The organism is Streptomyces sp. NPDC008238 (genome assembly GCF_042956445.1).
Lineage (GTDB): Bacteria > Actinomycetota > Actinomycetes > Streptomycetales > Streptomycetaceae > Actinacidiphila.
Map to the genome: position 1 here is coordinate 303,444 of NZ_JBIBGK010000006.1, position 15,442 is coordinate 318,885.

The following is a 15,442-nucleotide window of genomic DNA, read 5'->3' on the forward strand; positions in this document are numbered from 1 at the left end:
GCGCGCTGTCCCCTTCAGCGGCGCCGTGGCGACTCCATGACCATTTGGGGGTTTTCCACTGTGTCCAGCTCTCCCTTCAGCATGCCCGCGCGCCGTCCCGCCGCCGCGCTGGGCGCCGCCGTCGCGCTGGCGGCGGGCGCCCTCGCGCTGGGGCCCGCGACCCCGGCCGCCGCGACCGGGGGGACCCACGGCTCGTCCGGCAAGGCCGGCGCGGTCGTCCTGCGGACCGGCCTGGAGGTCTCGCTCCTGCGCAAGTCCGTCGACGTACCGCTGAACCTGACGCTCAACGAGGTCCACGCACCGGCCCGCGCCGACGAGACCGCGCTCACCGCCACCCTCGACGGGGTCGACCACGGCAAGCCGTTCAGCGTCCTGCGCGCCGACGCCGCCACCGCCCGGGCCACCGCCGACCGCCACAAGGCGGAGGGCTACGCCAAGCTCGTCAAGGCCCGCGTCAACCTGCCGGGACTGCCGCTCCTCGGGGTCATCAAGGCCGACGTGATCTCCGCGCGCGCCACGTGCGCGGCCGGCCGGAAGCCGGTCGCCGAGGTCGAGATGCCCGGCCACGTCGTCGTCCTCGGCAAGCGGGTCGCCGTCTCGGCCGGCGGCACGACGCAGGTGAAGGTGCCCGGCGTGGGCGAGGTCCGCCTCGACCTCGCCGAGCGGACCGTCACCTCGCGCGGCGCCGCCGCCACCGCCCTGGAACTGTCGGTGGAGGTGAACCCGCTCAAGCTCGGCGTCGCCGAGGTGAGCGGCACCGTCACCCTCGCGGGGGCCACCTGCGAGACGCCCCGCCGCGGCGGGCACGACGGCGGCGGGCACGGCGGTGGCGGTGGCCACCACGGCGGCGGAAACGGTGACGGCGGCGACGACGGCGGCGACGGCGGCAGCGGCGAGGAGCCGCAGACCGGCGGCGAGTCCGAGCAGCCCTCGCAGTCCGCGCAGCCCACGCCGTCGACCGCGCCCTCGGAATCCGCGCGCGCCGACCAGTCGCCGCAGGCCGCTCCCGCGGCCACCGGTGACCTCGCCGAGACCGGCAGCAGCTCCATGACCCCGTACCTCGCGGGCGGTTCGGTGCTGCTGTTCGCCGCCGGATTCCTCGTGATCCGCAAGACCCGCCGCAAGCCGGCGGCCGAGAGTGCCCGGGACTGACGAACCCGGGTGACCCCAGGGGGCGGACCAGGGGTGAGGGGGGACGTGGAGGGCGGCGGAGTGTCCGGAGCCGCCCTCCACGCGCTCGTCCGTCACCGCGGTGCGTCCCTCCCGCCGTCCACGGCCGTCCGAAAAGGGCAAATTCCACTACCCTGTTGGGAGTGTTCGCGCGCCCGTCGCGGACGGGGCCGGGGGGTCGCATGTTCGGGGGACGGTACGAGTTGCGGGCGCTGCTCGGCTCCGGCGGCATGGCCCGCGTCCATCTCGCCTACGACACCCGGCTCGGCCGGACGGTGGCCGTCAAGACCCTCCTGCCGGAGCTCGCCCGCGACCCCGAGGCGCGGCGCCGCTTCGCCCGCGAGGCGCGTGCGGCGGCCGGGCTCAACCACCCCGGCATCGTCACCGTCCACGACCAGGACGAGGTGACGACGGACGACGCGGTCGTGCCGTACCTGGTGATGGAGCACATAGAGGGCCGCACCCTCGCCGAACTCGCCCGCGAACAGGTCCCGATGGAGATCGAACGGGCCGTCCGCATCACCTGCGACATCCTGGACGCGCTCGCCCACGCCCACGCCCGCGGCCTCGTCCACCGCGACGTGAAGCCCTCCAACGTCCTGATCACCGCCGGGGGCGCGGTCAAGGTCGCCGACTTCGGCATCGCCCGGGTCGTCCACTCGCTGTCCCGCATCACCGGCACCGGCTCCGCCATCGGCACCCCGGGCTACATGGCCCCCGAGCAGTGCGCCGGCGACGCCGTCGACGCCCGCAGCGACCTGTACGCGGTCGCCTGCATGCTCACCGAACTCCTCACCGGCACCGTGCCCTTCGCCGGGGCCACCCCGCTGTCGGTGATGTACGCCCACGTCCACCAGACGCCGGCCCCGCCCTCCGCACGCAACCCGCTGGTGCCGCCGGAACTCGACTCGATCGTGCTGTCCGCCCTGTCGAAGAACCCGGCGCTGCGTCCGCGCGGCGCCGCGGAGATGCGCGGCGCGCTGAACGGCTGGCTGGCCTCGCGGACCCCGCCCGCGGGCCCGCCCACCCTGCCCCCGCCGCCGAGCCGGCCGCCCGCGCTGTCCCACCCGGCGTACAACCCGCCCTCGTTCGGCCCGCCGTCCTACCCCACCCGGCCCGCCTGGGGCACCCCCGCTCCCGCGCCCCGGCGGAGCCGCCGGGGCGTGGTGGCCGCGGTGACCGCGGCCGTCGTGGCCCTCCTGGTCACCGTGACGGTCATCGTGGACCCCTTCGGCGACGACCCGGAGAAGCCGGTCTACCGCACCGCGCAGGACCTGATCGCCGCCCGCAGGCCCGCCGGCGGCTACAACGGCGCCCTCACCGGCGCCGTCAACCCGTCCGCCGCCAAGGGCGGCACCCTCAGGCTCATCACCGCCTACAACCCCGACTCCCTCGACCCGGCCCGCACCTACTCCCCGATCGTGTGGAACCTGGGCCGCCTCTACCTGCGCAAACTCGTCGACTTCGCCCCGCAGCCCGGCGCCGCGGGCACCCGTCTCGCCCCCGACCTCGCGACCAGCACCGGCGAGATCTCCGACGGCGGCCGCACCTACACGTACACCCTCAAGGAGGGCGTCACCTTCGAGGACGGCACGCCGATCACCTCCCGGGACGTCAAGTACGGCATCGAGCGCACCTTCGCCAGGGACCTCTACCCCGGCGGCCCCACCCACCTGCTCGACCTGCTCGACCAGGGGCAGGACTACCCCGGCCCGTACAAGGACACCGACCCCGACGGGCTCGGCCTGAAGAGCGTCGAGACCCCCGACGACCGCACCGTCGTCTTCCACCTCGACGCGCCCTTCGCGGACTTCCCCCACGTCCTGGCACTGCCCATGTCCTCACCCGTCCCGAAGGCGAAGGACACCAAGGAGCGCTACCAGGACCGGCCCGTCGCCAGCGGCCCCTACCGCATCGCCTCCTGGGACACCGCGAACGGGCTGCGCCTGGTGCGCAACGACCGGTGGGACCCGGCGACCGACGCGATACGCACCGCGCTGCCCGACGAGGTGGAGCTCACCGTCGCCACGGACGCCGCCGCCGTGGACACCGCCCTGATGAACGGCACCGCCGACCTCGACCTCGCCCAGACCGGCGTCCAGCCGGCCACCCGGAGCAGGATCCTCGCCGAGGACACGCTCAGGTCCCGTACGGACCTCGTCCAGACCGGCGCCGTCCGCTACTTCTCCCTGCAGACCGCCGTCGCGCCGCTCGACGACTACCGCTGCCGCTGGGCCGTCCAGTACGCCACCGACCGCAGCCTGCTGCGCGCCGCGATCGGCGGCGAGGACGCGGGCGACGTCGCCGGCGGCATGCTCCCGCCGACCATCGGCGGCCACGACCGGCACCTGGACACCTACGGCACGGTGAGCGGCGGCTCCTACCCCGAACAGGCCCGGCGCTTCCTCGGCGAATGCGGCCACGCCAAGGGGTTCAGCACGGTCGTCGCCGTCTCCGGCAGCGACCCGAACGCCCGCAAGGTGGCGCAGTCCCTGGCCGGCCAGCTCGCCGAGGTGGGCATCAAGGCGACCGTGCAGACGCCCGACGCCGCCGACTTCTACGCCGCCCTCACCGACCAGCAGCAGATCAAGGACAAGGGCTGGGGCATCGTCCTGACCACCTGGCAGTCCGACTGGCCCTCCCCGGCCGGATTCCTGCGTCCGCTGCTGCTGCCGCGCAGCCCCAGCAACTACGCGGGGCTGGACGACCGGGAGATCAACTCCCTGATGGACGAGGCCGACTCCGAGACCAACCGCAACGCCGCCGACAACCTCTGGCGCACCGTCGACTCCACCGCCCAGGACCGCGGCACGCTCCTGCCCTTCCTCTACGACCGCCGCCTCAACTACCGCTCCGACCGCCTGACCAACGCCTACGTCCACCCGGCCCTGGGCGGCCTCGACATCCAGGCGCTGGGCGTCAAGGGCTGAGCCCGGCGCGACGGGCCGTCCGGCCTGTGCGGTGTCAGGTGGAGAGGGCCTTCGAGAGGGCGGTCGCGAAGCGGTCGGTCGTGGCGGGGTCGCGGACGGCGATGCGGAGCCAGTCCGGGGAGAGGCCGGGGAAGGTGTCGGCGCGGCGGACGGCGAAGCCGAGGTCGCGCAGGCGCTCGCGTACGGCGGCCGCGGCCGGGAGGCGCAGGAGGACGAAGGGGCCGTGCGCGGGGCCGGCGACCTCGACGTCGTCGAACTCGGCGAGACGGCGCAGCAGGTGGGCCCGGTCGGCGGTGGTCCGGCGGGCCGCCTCCGCCGCCTCCGCGAGGGCCGCGGGGGCGCTGCAGGCCTCGGCGGCGGTGAGACCGGGCGCGGAGACCGCCCACAGGGGCTGGGCGCGGCGCAGCGCCGCCACGCACTCGCGGTCGCCGAGGACGTAGCCGACGCGCAGGCCCGCCAGGCCCCAGGTCTTGGTGAGGCTGCGCAGCACCACCAGGCCGGGCAGGTCGCGGCGGGCGGCGAGGCTCTCCGGCTCGCCGGGCACCGCGTCCATGAAGGCCTCGTCGACGACGAGGGTGCGGCCCGGCCGGGCCAGGCGGGCGAGGTCCGCGGCGGGGTGCAGTACGGAGGTGGGGTTGGTCGGATTGCCGACGACGACCAGGTCGGCCACCTCGGGCACCGCCCACGGGTCGAGCCGGAAGCCGTCCTCCGCCCGCAGCACGACGCGGTGGACGGGGTGCCCGGCGTCGCGCAGCGCCGCTTCCGGTTCCGTGAACTGCGGGTGCACGACGACCGCGTGGCGGGCCCCGGTGGTGCGGGCCAGCAGAACGAACGCCTCCGCCGCACCCGCCGTGAGCAGCACCTCCTCCACCGGGCGGCCGTGCCGGGCGGCGACCGCCCGGTGCGCGGCGCGGTCGTCGGGGTAGGCGGCCAGCCCGTCGAGGGTGGCCGCGAGACGTTCCTTGAGCCACCGCGGGGGCGTCCCGGCGCGCACGTTGACGGCCAGGTCGGTCAGGTCCCCGCCGCCGTCGCGGACCTCCGCGTCGCCGTGGTGCCGCAGGTCGTGCCCGCCGTCGACGTCGCCCCCGCCGGGTTCCCGCCGCACGGCCCCGTCGCCGGGCGGCGCGTGCCGTACGTCGACCTCGGGGCGCGCCTCGGCCCAGCCCTCCGTCTGCTGCCCGACCCGCGCCTCCAGGGCGGCGTCGGCGGGGAAGCAGGTCAGCACGACGATCCGCCGGGCACCGAGCCGTGCGCAGCGTTCCAGGCCCGCGGGGACGTCCGGCGCGGCCGTCGTCAGGAAGGCGGTCTCCACGCCCGCGTAGCCCCGGCCCTCCCACAGCAGCCGTGCGGTACGGGCCACTTCGGCGTTGTCCACGGCCTCGGGGGAGCCGGCGCCGACCAGCAGCACCATGGTCGCCGCCCGGTCCAGCGGTGTACGGCGGCCGCCACCGAGCGCGGCGTCGACGCGCCGCTCCAGCACGTCCGCGGGCGGGGGGGTGATCACGGTGCCGTCTCCTCCGTCGTGCCGTGCGTGTCGTGCGTGCCGTGCCCGGGCGTACGCCGCCGCGCCACCGCGGCGGTCGCCCTCGCCGCACCACCGTCCCCGGGGGCGGACTTCCTCTTCCGTACCAGCAGTTCGCCGCCGGGCGCCGCCGTCAGCGCCGCGGCCTCCGCCACGGAGGGCGTGCCGACCGCGGCCAGCGCGGCGCCCGAGGGGGTGGGCACGGCGACCGCGGCCAGCGTACGCGCGTCGTACGTCACCAAGGGCACGCCCAGCCGCTCCGCCGCCTCGACGACGCCCGGCTCACCGGCCTTGCCGGCGACGGTGGCCAGCGCCCTGACGGACGCCTCCGGCACCCCGGCCTCGGCCAGCACGGACCGTACGAGCGCGAGTACTTCGGCCGCCGCCACACCGCGTCCCGCCCCGACGCCGACGACGACGCCGCCGACGCCCCCGGGGACGCTCACGAGGGCGCGCCCGCCCCGGCCGCGCAGGAGGCGACGAACCGCCGCGCCAGGGACGGCTCGGCGGCCCAGTGCACGTGCAGGTACGAGGCGTGGACGCCGCCCCGCACGAAGCCTTCCGCGCGCCGTTCCGGCCGGACCAGGCCCCACGCGGGCGTGGCCCCGGCGGCGGGTTCCACGACGGTGCGGTGGAACTCGTGGCCGCGCACCCGGGTCCCGGCGGCCGCCAGCGCGTTGTCGGCGATCGCGACCGCCTCGCGGTAGCCCAGCGTGAGCCGGTCCGACATGCGGGCCGTAGTGTCCAGCACCCCGCACATGGGCCGCCCGTCCAGTTCCCGCCCGAGGTAGAGCAGGCCCGCGCACTCCGCGGTCACGGGCCCGGAGAAGGCGGCTACGGCCGTGCGCAGCGGCTCGTTGGCGGACAGTTCGTGGGCGTACATCTCGGGGAAGCCGCCCCCGATGACCAGCCCCGCCGCCCCGTCCGGCAGCCGTTCGTCGCGCAGCGGGTCGAAGGTGACGACCTCCGCCCCCGCCGCAGTCAGCAGTTCCACGTGCTCCGCGTACGAGAAGGTGAACGCCGCGCCGCCCGCCACGGCGACCCTGGGCCGTGCGGCGCCCGGTTCCGCGGGGCCGGCCGCGGCCCGCGGGTCCCAGGGCTCGTCCGCGAGCGGCGGGGCGCTGCGCGCCAGCGCCAGCAGCGCGTCCAGGTCGCAGCCCGCCCGCACCCGGGCGGCCAGCGCCCGTACGGCGTCGACGGCGTCCGCGCGCCGCTCCGCGACCGGGACGAGACCCAGGTGCCGGGAGGGCGTGCCGACCGCCGTGTCACGTCGCAGCGCACCCAGCACGGGCACGCCCGCGCCGTCCAGGGCGTCGCGCAGCAGCTCCTCGTGGCGGTCGGAGCCGACCTTGTTGAGGATGACGCCGGCGACCCGCACCTCCGGGTCCCAGGAGGCGAAGCCGTGCACCAGCGCGGCCACCGAACGGGACTGCGAGGAGGCGTCCACCACCAGCACCACCGGCGCCCGCAGCAGCTTCGCCACGTGCGCGGTGGACGCCAGCTCGCCCATCCCCGAGGCGCCGTCGAAGAGCCCCATCACGCCCTCGACGACCGCGAGATCGGCGCCGCGCGCCCCGTGCAGGAACAGCGGCGCGATCCGCTCCGGGCCGCACATGTACGCGTCCAGGTTGCGGCCCGGACGGCCGGTGGCCAGGGCGTGGTAGCCGGGGTCGATGTAGTCGGGCCCCACCTTGTGCGGGGACACCGCGAGCCCCGCCTCCGCGAAGGCGGCCATCAGCCCCGTGGCGACGGTGGTCTTGCCGCTCCCCGAGGCGGGGGCCGCGACGACGAGTCTGGCTACCACTCGATGCCCTTCTGGCCCTTCTGGCCGGCGTCCATCGGGTGCTTGACCTTGCCCATCTCGGTGACCAGGTCCGCGAAGTCCAGCAGCGGCTGCGGGGCGTTGCGGCCGGTGATGACGACGTGCTGCGTCCCGGGCCGGTCGCGGAGCACCGAGACCACCTCGGCGGTGTCGATCCACCCCCAGTGCAGGGGGTAGGCGAACTCGTCGAGCACGTACAGCCGGTAGGTCTCGGCGGCGAGGTCCCGCTTGACCTGCTCCCAGCCCTCGCGCGCCGCGTCCTCGCTCTCGGAGATGTCCCGCTGCACCCAGGACCAGCCCTCGCCCATCTTGTGCCAGGCGACGGTGCCGCCCTCGCCGGAGGCGCCGAGCACCCGCAGCGCCCGCTCCTCACCGACCTTCCACTTCGCCGACTTGACGAACTGGAACACCCCGACCGGCCAGCCCTGGTTCCAGGCCCGCAGCGCCAGCCCGAAGGCGGCGGTGGACTTCCCCTTGCCGGTGCCGGTGTGCACCATCACCAGCGGCCGGTTGCGGCGTTGACGCGTCGTGAGGCCGTCCTGCGGCACGACGCTCGGCTGTCCCTGTGGCATTACGCGGCCCTCCGTACATCCCGTACCAGTGCCGCGACGCTGTCCGCGCGCAGCTCGTCCAACGTCACGGCGGTGCCGTGCAGTTCGCGTGCCAGCTCGCCCGCGAGCCCCAGCCGCACCGGGCCGGACTCGCAGTCGACGACCACCGAGGCGGTGCCCCCGGCCGCCAGCAGCCGTGCCGCGCGCGCGGCCGTGCGCACCGGCTCGGGCCCGCCGGTCGCCCGCCCGTCGGTGACCACGACCAGCAGCGGGCGGCGCGAGGCGTCCCGCAGCCGCTCCACGCGCAGTACGTCGTGCGCCTTCAGCAGTCCCGCGGCGAGCGGGGTGCGGCCGCCGGTGGGCAGCTTCTCCAGGCGCGCCGCGCCCGCGTCGACCGACGAGGTCGGCGGCAGCGCCAGTTCCGCCGTCGCGCCGCGGAAGGTGATCAGGCCGACCTTGTCGCGCCGCTGGTAGGCGTCGAGCAGCAGCGACAGCACCGCGCCCTTGACCGCGCTCATGCGCTGCCGGGCGGCCATCGACCCGGAGGCGTCGACGACGAAGAGCACCAGGTTGCCCTCGCGGCCCTCCCGTACCGCCTCGCGCAGGTCGTCCCGGCGGATCACCAGGCCGGGGCCGCCGCGCCCGCGCGCCCGCTGGTGCGGGGCGGCCGCGTGCACGGTGGCGGCCAGGTGCAGCTTGGACAGGGTGCCGCGGGGGCGCCGGGCGCCGGTCGTCCTGCCGTGCGCGGTACGGGCCCGGGAACGGCGCCCGGCGGCGCCCTCGCCGAGGCCGGGCACGATCAGGGCACGGGCCTTGAACGGCTCCGCCGCGGGCACCGCGGCGCGCTCCCCGCCGCCCGGAACGGCGTCCGCGCCCGCCGCCCGCGGCTCCGACTCGGCCGGCTCCCTGGGCGGCGCGATGTCGGGCCCGGTGTCCGGGGCGCCGTCGTCACCCTGCGGCGGACGGCCCCCGCCGGGGCCGCCGTCCGGGCCCGGATCCGGATCGGGGTCGGGGTCGTCGTCCTCGCCGCGGTTGCGCTCCAGGGTCTCGTCGAGCTTGTCCTCGTCCAGGCCCGGTGCGTCGAAGGGGTTGCGGCGGCGGCGGTGCGGCAGCGCGAGCAGCGCGGCCTGCCGTACGTCGGCGTCGGTCACCTCGGCACGCCCGGCCCAGGCCGCCAGCGCGGTCGCCGTGCGCGCCATGACGATGTCCGCGCGCATCCCGTCCACCTCGAAGGCCGCGCAGGTCGCGGCGATCTGCCGGAGCGCCCCGTCGCCGAGCCGCACCGACGGGAGCAGCGCGCGGGCCGCCGCGATCCGCTCCCGCACCTCCCGCTCCTCGCCCTGCCAGGCGCCGGCGAACCCCGCCGGGTCCGCGTCGTAGGCCAGACGCCGCCGGACGACCGCCACCCGCTCGTCGGTGTCCCGGGACGCCGCGACCTCCACGGTGAGGCCGAAGCGGTCCAGCAACTGCGGCCGCAGCTCGCCCTCCTCGGGGTTCATCGTGCCGACGAGCAGGAAGCGCGCGGCGTGGCGCACCGAGACGCCCTCCCGCTCGACGTAGGAGGCGCCCATGGCGGCCGCGTCCAGCAGCATGTCCACCAGGTGGTCGTGGAGCAGGTTGACCTCGTCCACGTAGAGCACGCCGCGGTGCGCGTCGGCCAGCAGACCCGGCTCGAAGGCCTTCACGCCCTCCGCCAGGGCCCGTTCGATGTCGAGGGCGCCGACGAGCCGGTCCTCGGACGCGCCGACCGGCAGCTCCACCATGCGCGCCGGGCGGCTCTCCGCGCCGGCGTCCGGTCCGTGCGGCCCGTCCGGGCACGCCGGGTCGGGAGCCGCGGGGTCGCAGCGGAAGCGGCAGCCGGGCACGACGTCCACGGGCGGCAGCAGGGCCGACAGCGCCCGTACGGCCGTCGACTTGGCGGTGCCCTTCTCGCCGCGGACCAGCACACCGCCCACCGCCGGGCTGACCGCGTTCAGCAGCAGCGCCAGCCGCAGGTCCGCCATCCCGACGATCGCCGTGAAGGGATAAGGGGTGCTCACGCGTCCTCCTGGGTCGAGCGGTCGTTGCGGTTGCGGCGGTCGTCGCGAAGGGCCCGGCGCGCGGGCCGCGACGGGGTGTTCACGGTGCCCCCGGGGGCACGAAGGGCAGGCCGGCAGGGGGCCCCTGCTCGATCAGGCGGAGCAGGGCGCCGGTGTCGGCGTGCTCCTCGACCAGATCGCCCAGCCGCTCCAGTTGCTCCTCGCGGAGCGCGCCGAAGGCGGTGTCGGGGGCGGGGACGAAACGCCGCCCCGCCGCCCGGGCGACGCGCCGCAGGAAGGCACGGCGGAAGCCGTCGCTCTCCAGCGAGCCGTGCCAGTGGGTGCCCCAGACGGCGCCGCTGCGGCAGCCGTCCAGGAAGGGCTCGTCGCCGCCGCGGACGTCGGCGACGCCGTGGTGGATCTCGTACCCCTCGACCGGCTCGCCGTACGCCTTGCCGGCGGGGCGGGCCAGGGTCTTCCGCACGGCGAAGCGGACCCGCACCGGCAGCAGCCCGAGCCCGGGGACCGTGCCCGCCCGCGACTCGACGTCGTCCTCGATCGTCTCGGCGAGCATCTGGAAACCGCCGCAGACGCCCAGCACCGGACGGCCCTCCGCGGCCCTGCGGACGACCGCGTCGGCCAGGCCCCGCTGCCGCAGCCACTGGAGGGCCTTGACGGTGCCGCGGGTGCCGGGCAGCACCACGAGGTCGGCGTCGGCGAGCTCCTCCGGCCGGTCGACGAAGCGGACGACGACGCCGGGCTCGGCGGCGAGCGCGTCCACGTCGGTGAAGTTCGACATCAGCGGGACCGCCGCCACGGCGACCCGCAGGACGTCCTCGCCGTGCGGCGGCGCCGTGGCCGGCTCCCGGACGGTGCCGCGCAGCGACATCCGCAGCCCGTCCTCCTCGTCGATGCCGAGGCCGTGCCGGAAGGGCAGCACCCCGTAGAAGGGGCGCCCGGTCAGCCCGCGCAGCATCTCGAGCCCCGGCTCCAGCAGCGACACGTCGCCGCGGAACTTGTTCACCAGGTAGCCGCAGACCAGCTCCTGGTCCTCGGGGGCGAGCAGCGCCGTCGTCCCGAAGAACGAGGCGAACACCCCGCCCCGGTCGATGTCGCCGACCACGACCACCGGGAGCCGGGCGGCCCGCGCCAGGCCCATGTTGACGATGTCGCCCCGCCGCAGGTTGATCTCGGCCGGGCTGCCGGCGCCCTCGCAGATCACCGCGTCGTACCGGCCGCGCAGCTCCTCCAGGCAGTCCGTGACGGTCCGCAGCAGCTCCGCGCGGCTCCCGTTGTGGTAGCCGCGCGCGCTCATCTCGCCCACCGCGCGCCCCAGCAGGACGACCTGGCTCGTCCGGTCCCCGCCGGGCTTGAGCAGCACCGGGTTCATCAGGGCCGTGGGCTCCACGCGGGCCGCCTGCGCCTGCATCGCCTGGGCCCGGCCGATCTCGGCGCCCTCACGGGTGACGTACGAGTTCAGTGACATGTTCTGCGCCTTGAACGGCGCCACGGACACGCCCTGCCGCGCCAGCCACCGGCAGATCCCCGCCGTGACGACGCTCTTGCCGGCGTCCGACGTGGTCCCCGCGACCAGCAGGCCCCCGCCCCTCATGCGTGCCTCCTCCGACTCCGGGCGACCGCGCCCCACGCCAGGCGTCCGCCCACCGCGACCGCCAGCGCCAGCGCGCCGACCCGCCGCGACAGGCGTGCCGCCCGTTCGATGTCCCCTGCCTCCACCGGCCGGTTCCCCGCCCCGAGCACGGGCCGGTGCTCCACCCGCCCGCCATAGGCAAGCGTCCCCCCGAGGCGTACGCCCAACGCCCCCGCGAACGACGCCTCCACGGGCCCCGCGTTCGGGCTGGGGTGCCGGGAGCCGTCCCTGCGCCAGGTACGCCACGCCCCCCGGGGATCGGGCCCGGCGAGCACCGCGAGCGCGGCGGTCAGCCGGGCGCCGGGGTAGCCGGCCACGTCGTCCAGCCGGGCCGCGGCCCAGCCGAACCTCCGGTGACGCGGCGACTTGTGACCCACCATCGCGTCGAGGGTGTTCACCGCCCGGAAGCCCACCAGCCCGGGCACGCCGCCCAGCGCGCCCCACACCAGCGCGCCGACGACGGCGTCCGAGGTGTTCTCCGCGACGGACTCCACGACCGCCCGCGCCAACTGCGCCTCGTCCAGCGCCTGGGGGTCGCGGCCGCACAGATGGGGCAGCCGCTCGCGTGCCGCCTCCGTGTCGCCGGCGGACAGGGCGGCGCCGATGGCCCGCGCCTCCCGGACCAGGGAGGTCCCGCCGAGCACGGCCCAGGTCGCCGCCGCCGTCAGGGCGACGGACGCGGGGCCGGAACGGCGCACCGCACGCTGCAACCCCGTCGCGGTCGCCACGGCGCCGCCGGCGCACAGGACGGTGTGGAGGGCGCCGCGGCCGCGGTGGTCGCGCCACAACGCCCGCTCCAGGCGGGCGGCGGCACTCCCGAACACCGCCACGGGGTGACCGCGCCGCGGGTCGGCGAAACCGAGGTCGGCGAGCCAGCCGAGGGCCGCACCGGCGGCGAACACGCACGGCGCCGCGGCGCCGGTGTCGGGTGAACGGCCGGAGCCGCGCATCGCAGGAGTCCTCACTCAGGGTCCGCGCCCTGGTTCGACGTGACCGGCGACGAGAGTCTCCTGGCTCCCGGATCGGCGGCACCCCCGGCCTTCCAGCCCTTCCTCGGGCCGTGGCCATGGGCGGGGGTCCGCTCCCCGGTGACAGTGGCGGGACCGCGCCGGATTCGCACCGGACTTCCTCTCCTGCCGCCGTTTGGCGGTTCCGATACCACCACGGGCCGCTCCGGCCCGTCAACTCACCGCCACTGCCTGTGGAAAAGAAGAAACCCCAGCTCACGGCCGGAAAGCCGGGAGCTGAGGTCAACTTCACACCGCGGTGCGCGGTGACGTGCGGGTCAGGCGACGATCAGGTGGATCCCGTACGCCACCGCCGCCGCGCAGAGCGCGAAGCACAGGTAGGCGCCGGTGCGGGCGAGGGCGGTGGAGCCGCCCGTGGTGGAGGTGCCCGTCTCGCCGCCGGCCGTGCCCTGCTTGGACAGGCCGACGATGCCGAGGGTGAACAGGCCGACGAGTCCGACGGTCACGGCGAGGCTGACGCCGAAGACGGAGCCGAGGGCAGCCCAGTCGATGTGCATGGTGCTGGTTCCTTCCGGGGCCGGTGCGGCGCCGCCGTCAGGCGGAGGCCTTGGCGGGGTCGGTGTCGGCGGCGGTCGCGGTCAGGCCCGCGGGCGGCGGGATCACGGCGGCGATGGCCGTCGTGATGACGCCCGGCTCCTGGTCGTCGTGGGCGGCGTTGACGTTGGTGTGGTCGACGGGCTTGCGGCGGGAGGCGATCCAGATCGTGGTGCAGGCGGCCAGCGCCAGGACGGCGACCGCCGTGACGCCCCAGTCGCCCTGGTCGGCCAGGAGCGCGGCGCCGGCGGCGACCAGGCCCGCGGCCGGCAGGGTGAGCCCCCACGCGGCGAACATCCGTCCCGCGGTGCTCCAGCGGACGACGCCGCCCTTGCGGCCGACGCCGGCGCCCATGACGGAGCCGGAGCAGACCTGCGTGGTGGAGAGCGAGAAGCCGAGGTGCGAGGAGGCCAGGATGACGGTGGCGGCGCCGGTCTGGGCGGCGAAGCCCTGCGGCGGCTGGATGTCGGTGATGCCCTTGCCCATGGTGCGGATGATCCGCCACCCACCGATGAAGGTGCCGAGCGCGATGGCGAGTCCGGCCGAGACGATGACCCACAGCGGCGGGTCGGAGTCGGGGGCGACGACGTTGCCGGCGATCAGGGCAAGGGTGATGACACCCATGGTCTTCTGCGCGTCGTTGGTGCCGTGGGCGAGCGAGACGAGGCCGGCCGAGGCGATCTGCCCGGCCCGGTAGCCCTTGGCGGTGGCGGCCGGGTCGGTATTGCGGCCGATGCGGTAGGTCAGGCGGGTCGCCAGCATCGCGGCGACACCGGCGACCACCGGGGCGCAGACGGCCGGGATCAGGACCTTCATGACGACCGCGTCGCCGTTGATCGAGCCGAATCCGGCCGAGGCGACGGAGGCGCCGATGAGGCCGCCGAAGAGGGCGTGGGAGGAGCTGGAGGGGAGGCCCGCCAGCCAGGTCAGCAGGTTCCAGACGATCGCGCCGACGAGCCCCGCGAAGATGACCTCGGGCTTGATGCCCGTGCTCTCGTCGAGGATGCCGCCGGAGATCGTCTTCGCCACCTCGACGGAGAGGAAGGCGCCGACGAGGTTGAGCACGGCGGACATGGCCACCGCCGTCTTGGGCTTGAGTGCGCCAGTGGAGATGGTGGTCGCCATCGCATTGGCGGTGTCGTGGAAACCGTTCGTGAAGTCGAACACGAGTGCGGTAATGATCACGATTCCGATCAGGAGCGTGATGTGTTCCATTGACCCAGGCATTCGTTCGATCGGACAGTGGCGGTGGCGACCGTACGGAGTCCGGATGAACGGAAGGTGAACTAGGGGCGGCGTGGTGGTGCCGGTGGGTGCGGGGGGTGTGGGGCGGACTGTGCTTCGTCCGGTAATCGATGCTTCTGTGACCTTTTGGCCGCGCCTTCCCGGTGCGGCGGAAGAGATCCTGGTCACGAGGGATCTGACGCGGTGGGTGGGTGGGTGCGGGTTCGTCTCGCGCCCTGCGGGCGCAAAGCAGCGGGCTGCGGAGGGGAGGGTGGGGGTCCGGAGCTTGTCGGCGTGTGGCGGGTGGGTGGGGGTGCGGGTTCAGGCGCCGGAGCGGGGAGCCTCTCCGCTGGTGCCGGTCTCGTTGCCGTCAGCGGGTATAGATGGCCGCTTCCACGCCTACTCCCGGTGGTGGGCGCGCCCGCCGTAACCGGCGACTGCGGGTATTTCGGGGTGCTGCCCGGGAGGTCGCGGGAGATCGGGCTCGCTTTCGACGGTATGGACGTCGAAACAGAGCCCGATCTTCGGATCGGCCGAGATCGGGCTCGCTTTCAGCGCCATAGCCGTCGGAAGAGAGCCCGATGTCCGATCGGGGAGGCACCCGCAGACGCCGGTTACGGCGGGCGCGCCACCCACGAACGGTGGGCGTGGTCACCGGCCATCTGCACCCGCGGACGGCAACGAGACCCGAGCCAGCCGAACAACCAGGCCCGCTCCGGCGCCTGAACCCCAGCCACGCACCGCCCCGCAGACTGCCAACAAGCCCCGAGCCCCCATCCTCCCCTCCGCAGCCGGCCGCTGTGCGCCCGCAGGGCGCGAGACGGCGCGACAGCCGAAGAACCGGCGCACCACCGCAGCGCCGCACCCACCAGCGCCGCACCCACCGGCCGAATCCCCTTACTGATCGTTTCAGAATGAGATCGGCGTGTTGGCTGGCAGTCAATGATCTTCGTCGGCAGGGTCTGCGGAGTGTCCGATGATCTTGTCCCTGA

11 protein-coding genes, 1 pseudogene and 1 riboswitch are annotated in these 15,442 nt (G+C 75.4%); of the genes and pseudogenes, 2 read left to right on the plus strand and 10 right to left on the minus strand.

Annotated elements, in window-relative coordinates:
- Window positions 1–81: 81 nt before the first annotated feature.
- Together ACFZAU_RS17240 and ACFZAU_RS17245 are read left to right on the plus strand one after the other, a co-directional pair.
- Window positions 82–1,152, plus strand: a complete 1,071-nt coding sequence (locus tag ACFZAU_RS17240) for an SCO1860 family LAETG-anchored protein (protein WP_500552839.1) — start codon at window positions 82–84, stop codon at window positions 1,150–1,152.
- A 200-nt stretch (window positions 1,153–1,352) separates the two neighbouring features.
- Window positions 1,353–4,100, plus strand: coding sequence for an ABC transporter substrate-binding protein (locus ACFZAU_RS17245; protein ID WP_500552816.1), 2,748 nt, complete (start codon window positions 1,353–1,355; stop codon window positions 4,098–4,100).
- 34 nt (window positions 4,101–4,134) lie between these two features.
- Here the strand turns inward: ACFZAU_RS17245 and cobC are convergent, their stop codons facing one another.
- The 10 genes and pseudogenes from cobC to ACFZAU_RS17295 all read right to left on the minus strand — a co-directional run bounded on the left by cobC (window position 4,135) and on the right by ACFZAU_RS17295 (window position 14,441).
- On the minus strand, window positions 4,135–5,205 hold the full coding sequence (gene cobC, locus ACFZAU_RS17250) for an Rv2231c family histidinol phosphate aminotransferase CobC (protein ID WP_500552840.1): 1,071 nt from the start codon (window positions 5,203–5,205) through the stop codon (window positions 4,135–4,137).
- Between the two features lie 72 nt (window positions 5,206–5,277).
- Window positions 5,278–5,511, minus strand: a pseudogene (locus ACFZAU_RS17255) (CbiX/SirB N-terminal domain-containing protein); the annotation flags it as partial.
- 89 nt (window positions 5,512–5,600) lie between these two features.
- Complete coding sequence (locus ACFZAU_RS17260) at window positions 5,601–6,068, minus strand: cobalamin biosynthesis protein (RefSeq protein ID WP_500552817.1); 468 nt, start codon at window positions 6,066–6,068, stop codon at window positions 5,601–5,603.
- Window positions 6,065–7,426 (minus strand): cobyrinic acid a,c-diamide synthase CobB, encoded by a 1,362-nt coding sequence (locus ACFZAU_RS17265; protein ID WP_500552818.1) that lies wholly within the window; start codon window positions 7,424–7,426, stop codon window positions 6,065–6,067. The genes ACFZAU_RS17260 and ACFZAU_RS17265 overlap by 4 nt, the downstream gene beginning before the upstream one ends.
- The gene (gene cobO / locus ACFZAU_RS17270) at window positions 7,420–8,016 is read right to left on the minus strand and encodes a cob(I)yrinic acid a,c-diamide adenosyltransferase (RefSeq protein ID WP_500552819.1); all 597 of its coding nucleotides are present in this window, start codon (window positions 8,014–8,016) and stop codon (window positions 7,420–7,422) included. Before cobO ends, ACFZAU_RS17265 begins: the two co-directional genes overlap by 7 nt.
- Window positions 8,016–10,034, minus strand: a complete 2,019-nt coding sequence (locus tag ACFZAU_RS17275) for a putative cobaltochelatase (RefSeq protein ID WP_500552820.1) — start codon at window positions 10,032–10,034, stop codon at window positions 8,016–8,018. Before ACFZAU_RS17275 ends, cobO begins: the two co-directional genes overlap by 1 nt.
- A 79-nt stretch (window positions 10,035–10,113) precedes the next feature.
- On the minus strand, window positions 10,114–11,625 hold the full coding sequence (locus tag ACFZAU_RS17280; RefSeq protein WP_500552821.1) for a cobyric acid synthase: 1,512 nt from the start codon (window positions 11,623–11,625) through the stop codon (window positions 10,114–10,116).
- Complete coding sequence (locus tag ACFZAU_RS17285; protein ID WP_500552822.1) at window positions 11,622–12,614, minus strand: cobalamin biosynthesis protein; 993 nt, start codon at window positions 12,612–12,614, stop codon at window positions 11,622–11,624. Before ACFZAU_RS17285 ends, ACFZAU_RS17280 begins: the two co-directional genes overlap by 4 nt.
- A 54-nt stretch (window positions 12,615–12,668) precedes the next feature.
- A riboswitch (cobalamin riboswitch) is annotated at window positions 12,669–12,794 on the minus strand.
- A gap of 155 nt (window positions 12,795–12,949) precedes the next feature.
- Window positions 12,950–13,189, minus strand: a complete 240-nt coding sequence (locus tag ACFZAU_RS17290) for a hypothetical protein (RefSeq protein ID WP_499606204.1) — start codon at window positions 13,187–13,189, stop codon at window positions 12,950–12,952.
- A gap of 37 nt (window positions 13,190–13,226) precedes the next feature.
- Window positions 13,227–14,441, minus strand: a complete 1,215-nt coding sequence (locus tag ACFZAU_RS17295) for an inorganic phosphate transporter (RefSeq protein WP_500463634.1) — start codon at window positions 14,439–14,441, stop codon at window positions 13,227–13,229.
- Window positions 14,442–15,442 lie beyond the last annotated feature (1,001 nt).

Excerpts from the sequence above, each read along its gene's own strand:
- ACFZAU_RS17240 (WP_500552839.1), top strand. The coding sequence starts at position 82 with ATGCCCGCGCGCCGTCCCGCCGCCGCGCTGGGCGCCGCCGTCGCGCTG.
- ACFZAU_RS17245 (WP_500552816.1), top strand. The coding sequence starts at position 1,353 with ATGTTCGGGGGACGGTACGAGTTGCGGGCGCTGCTCGGCTCCGGCGGC.
- cobO (WP_500552819.1), bottom strand. The coding sequence starts at position 8,016 with ATGCCACAGGGACAGCCGAGCGTCGTGCCGCAGGACGGCCTCACGACG.
- ACFZAU_RS17280 (WP_500552821.1), bottom strand. The coding sequence starts at position 11,625 with ATGAGGGGCGGGGGCCTGCTGGTCGCGGGGACCACGTCGGACGCCGGC.
- ACFZAU_RS17285 (WP_500552822.1), bottom strand. The coding sequence starts at position 12,614 with ATGCGCGGCTCCGGCCGTTCACCCGACACCGGCGCCGCGGCGCCGTGC.
- ACFZAU_RS17290 (WP_499606204.1), bottom strand. The coding sequence starts at position 13,189 with ATGCACATCGACTGGGCTGCCCTCGGCTCCGTCTTCGGCGTCAGCCTC.
- ACFZAU_RS17295 (WP_500463634.1), bottom strand. The coding sequence starts at position 14,441 with ATGGAACACATCACGCTCCTGATCGGAATCGTGATCATTACCGCACTC.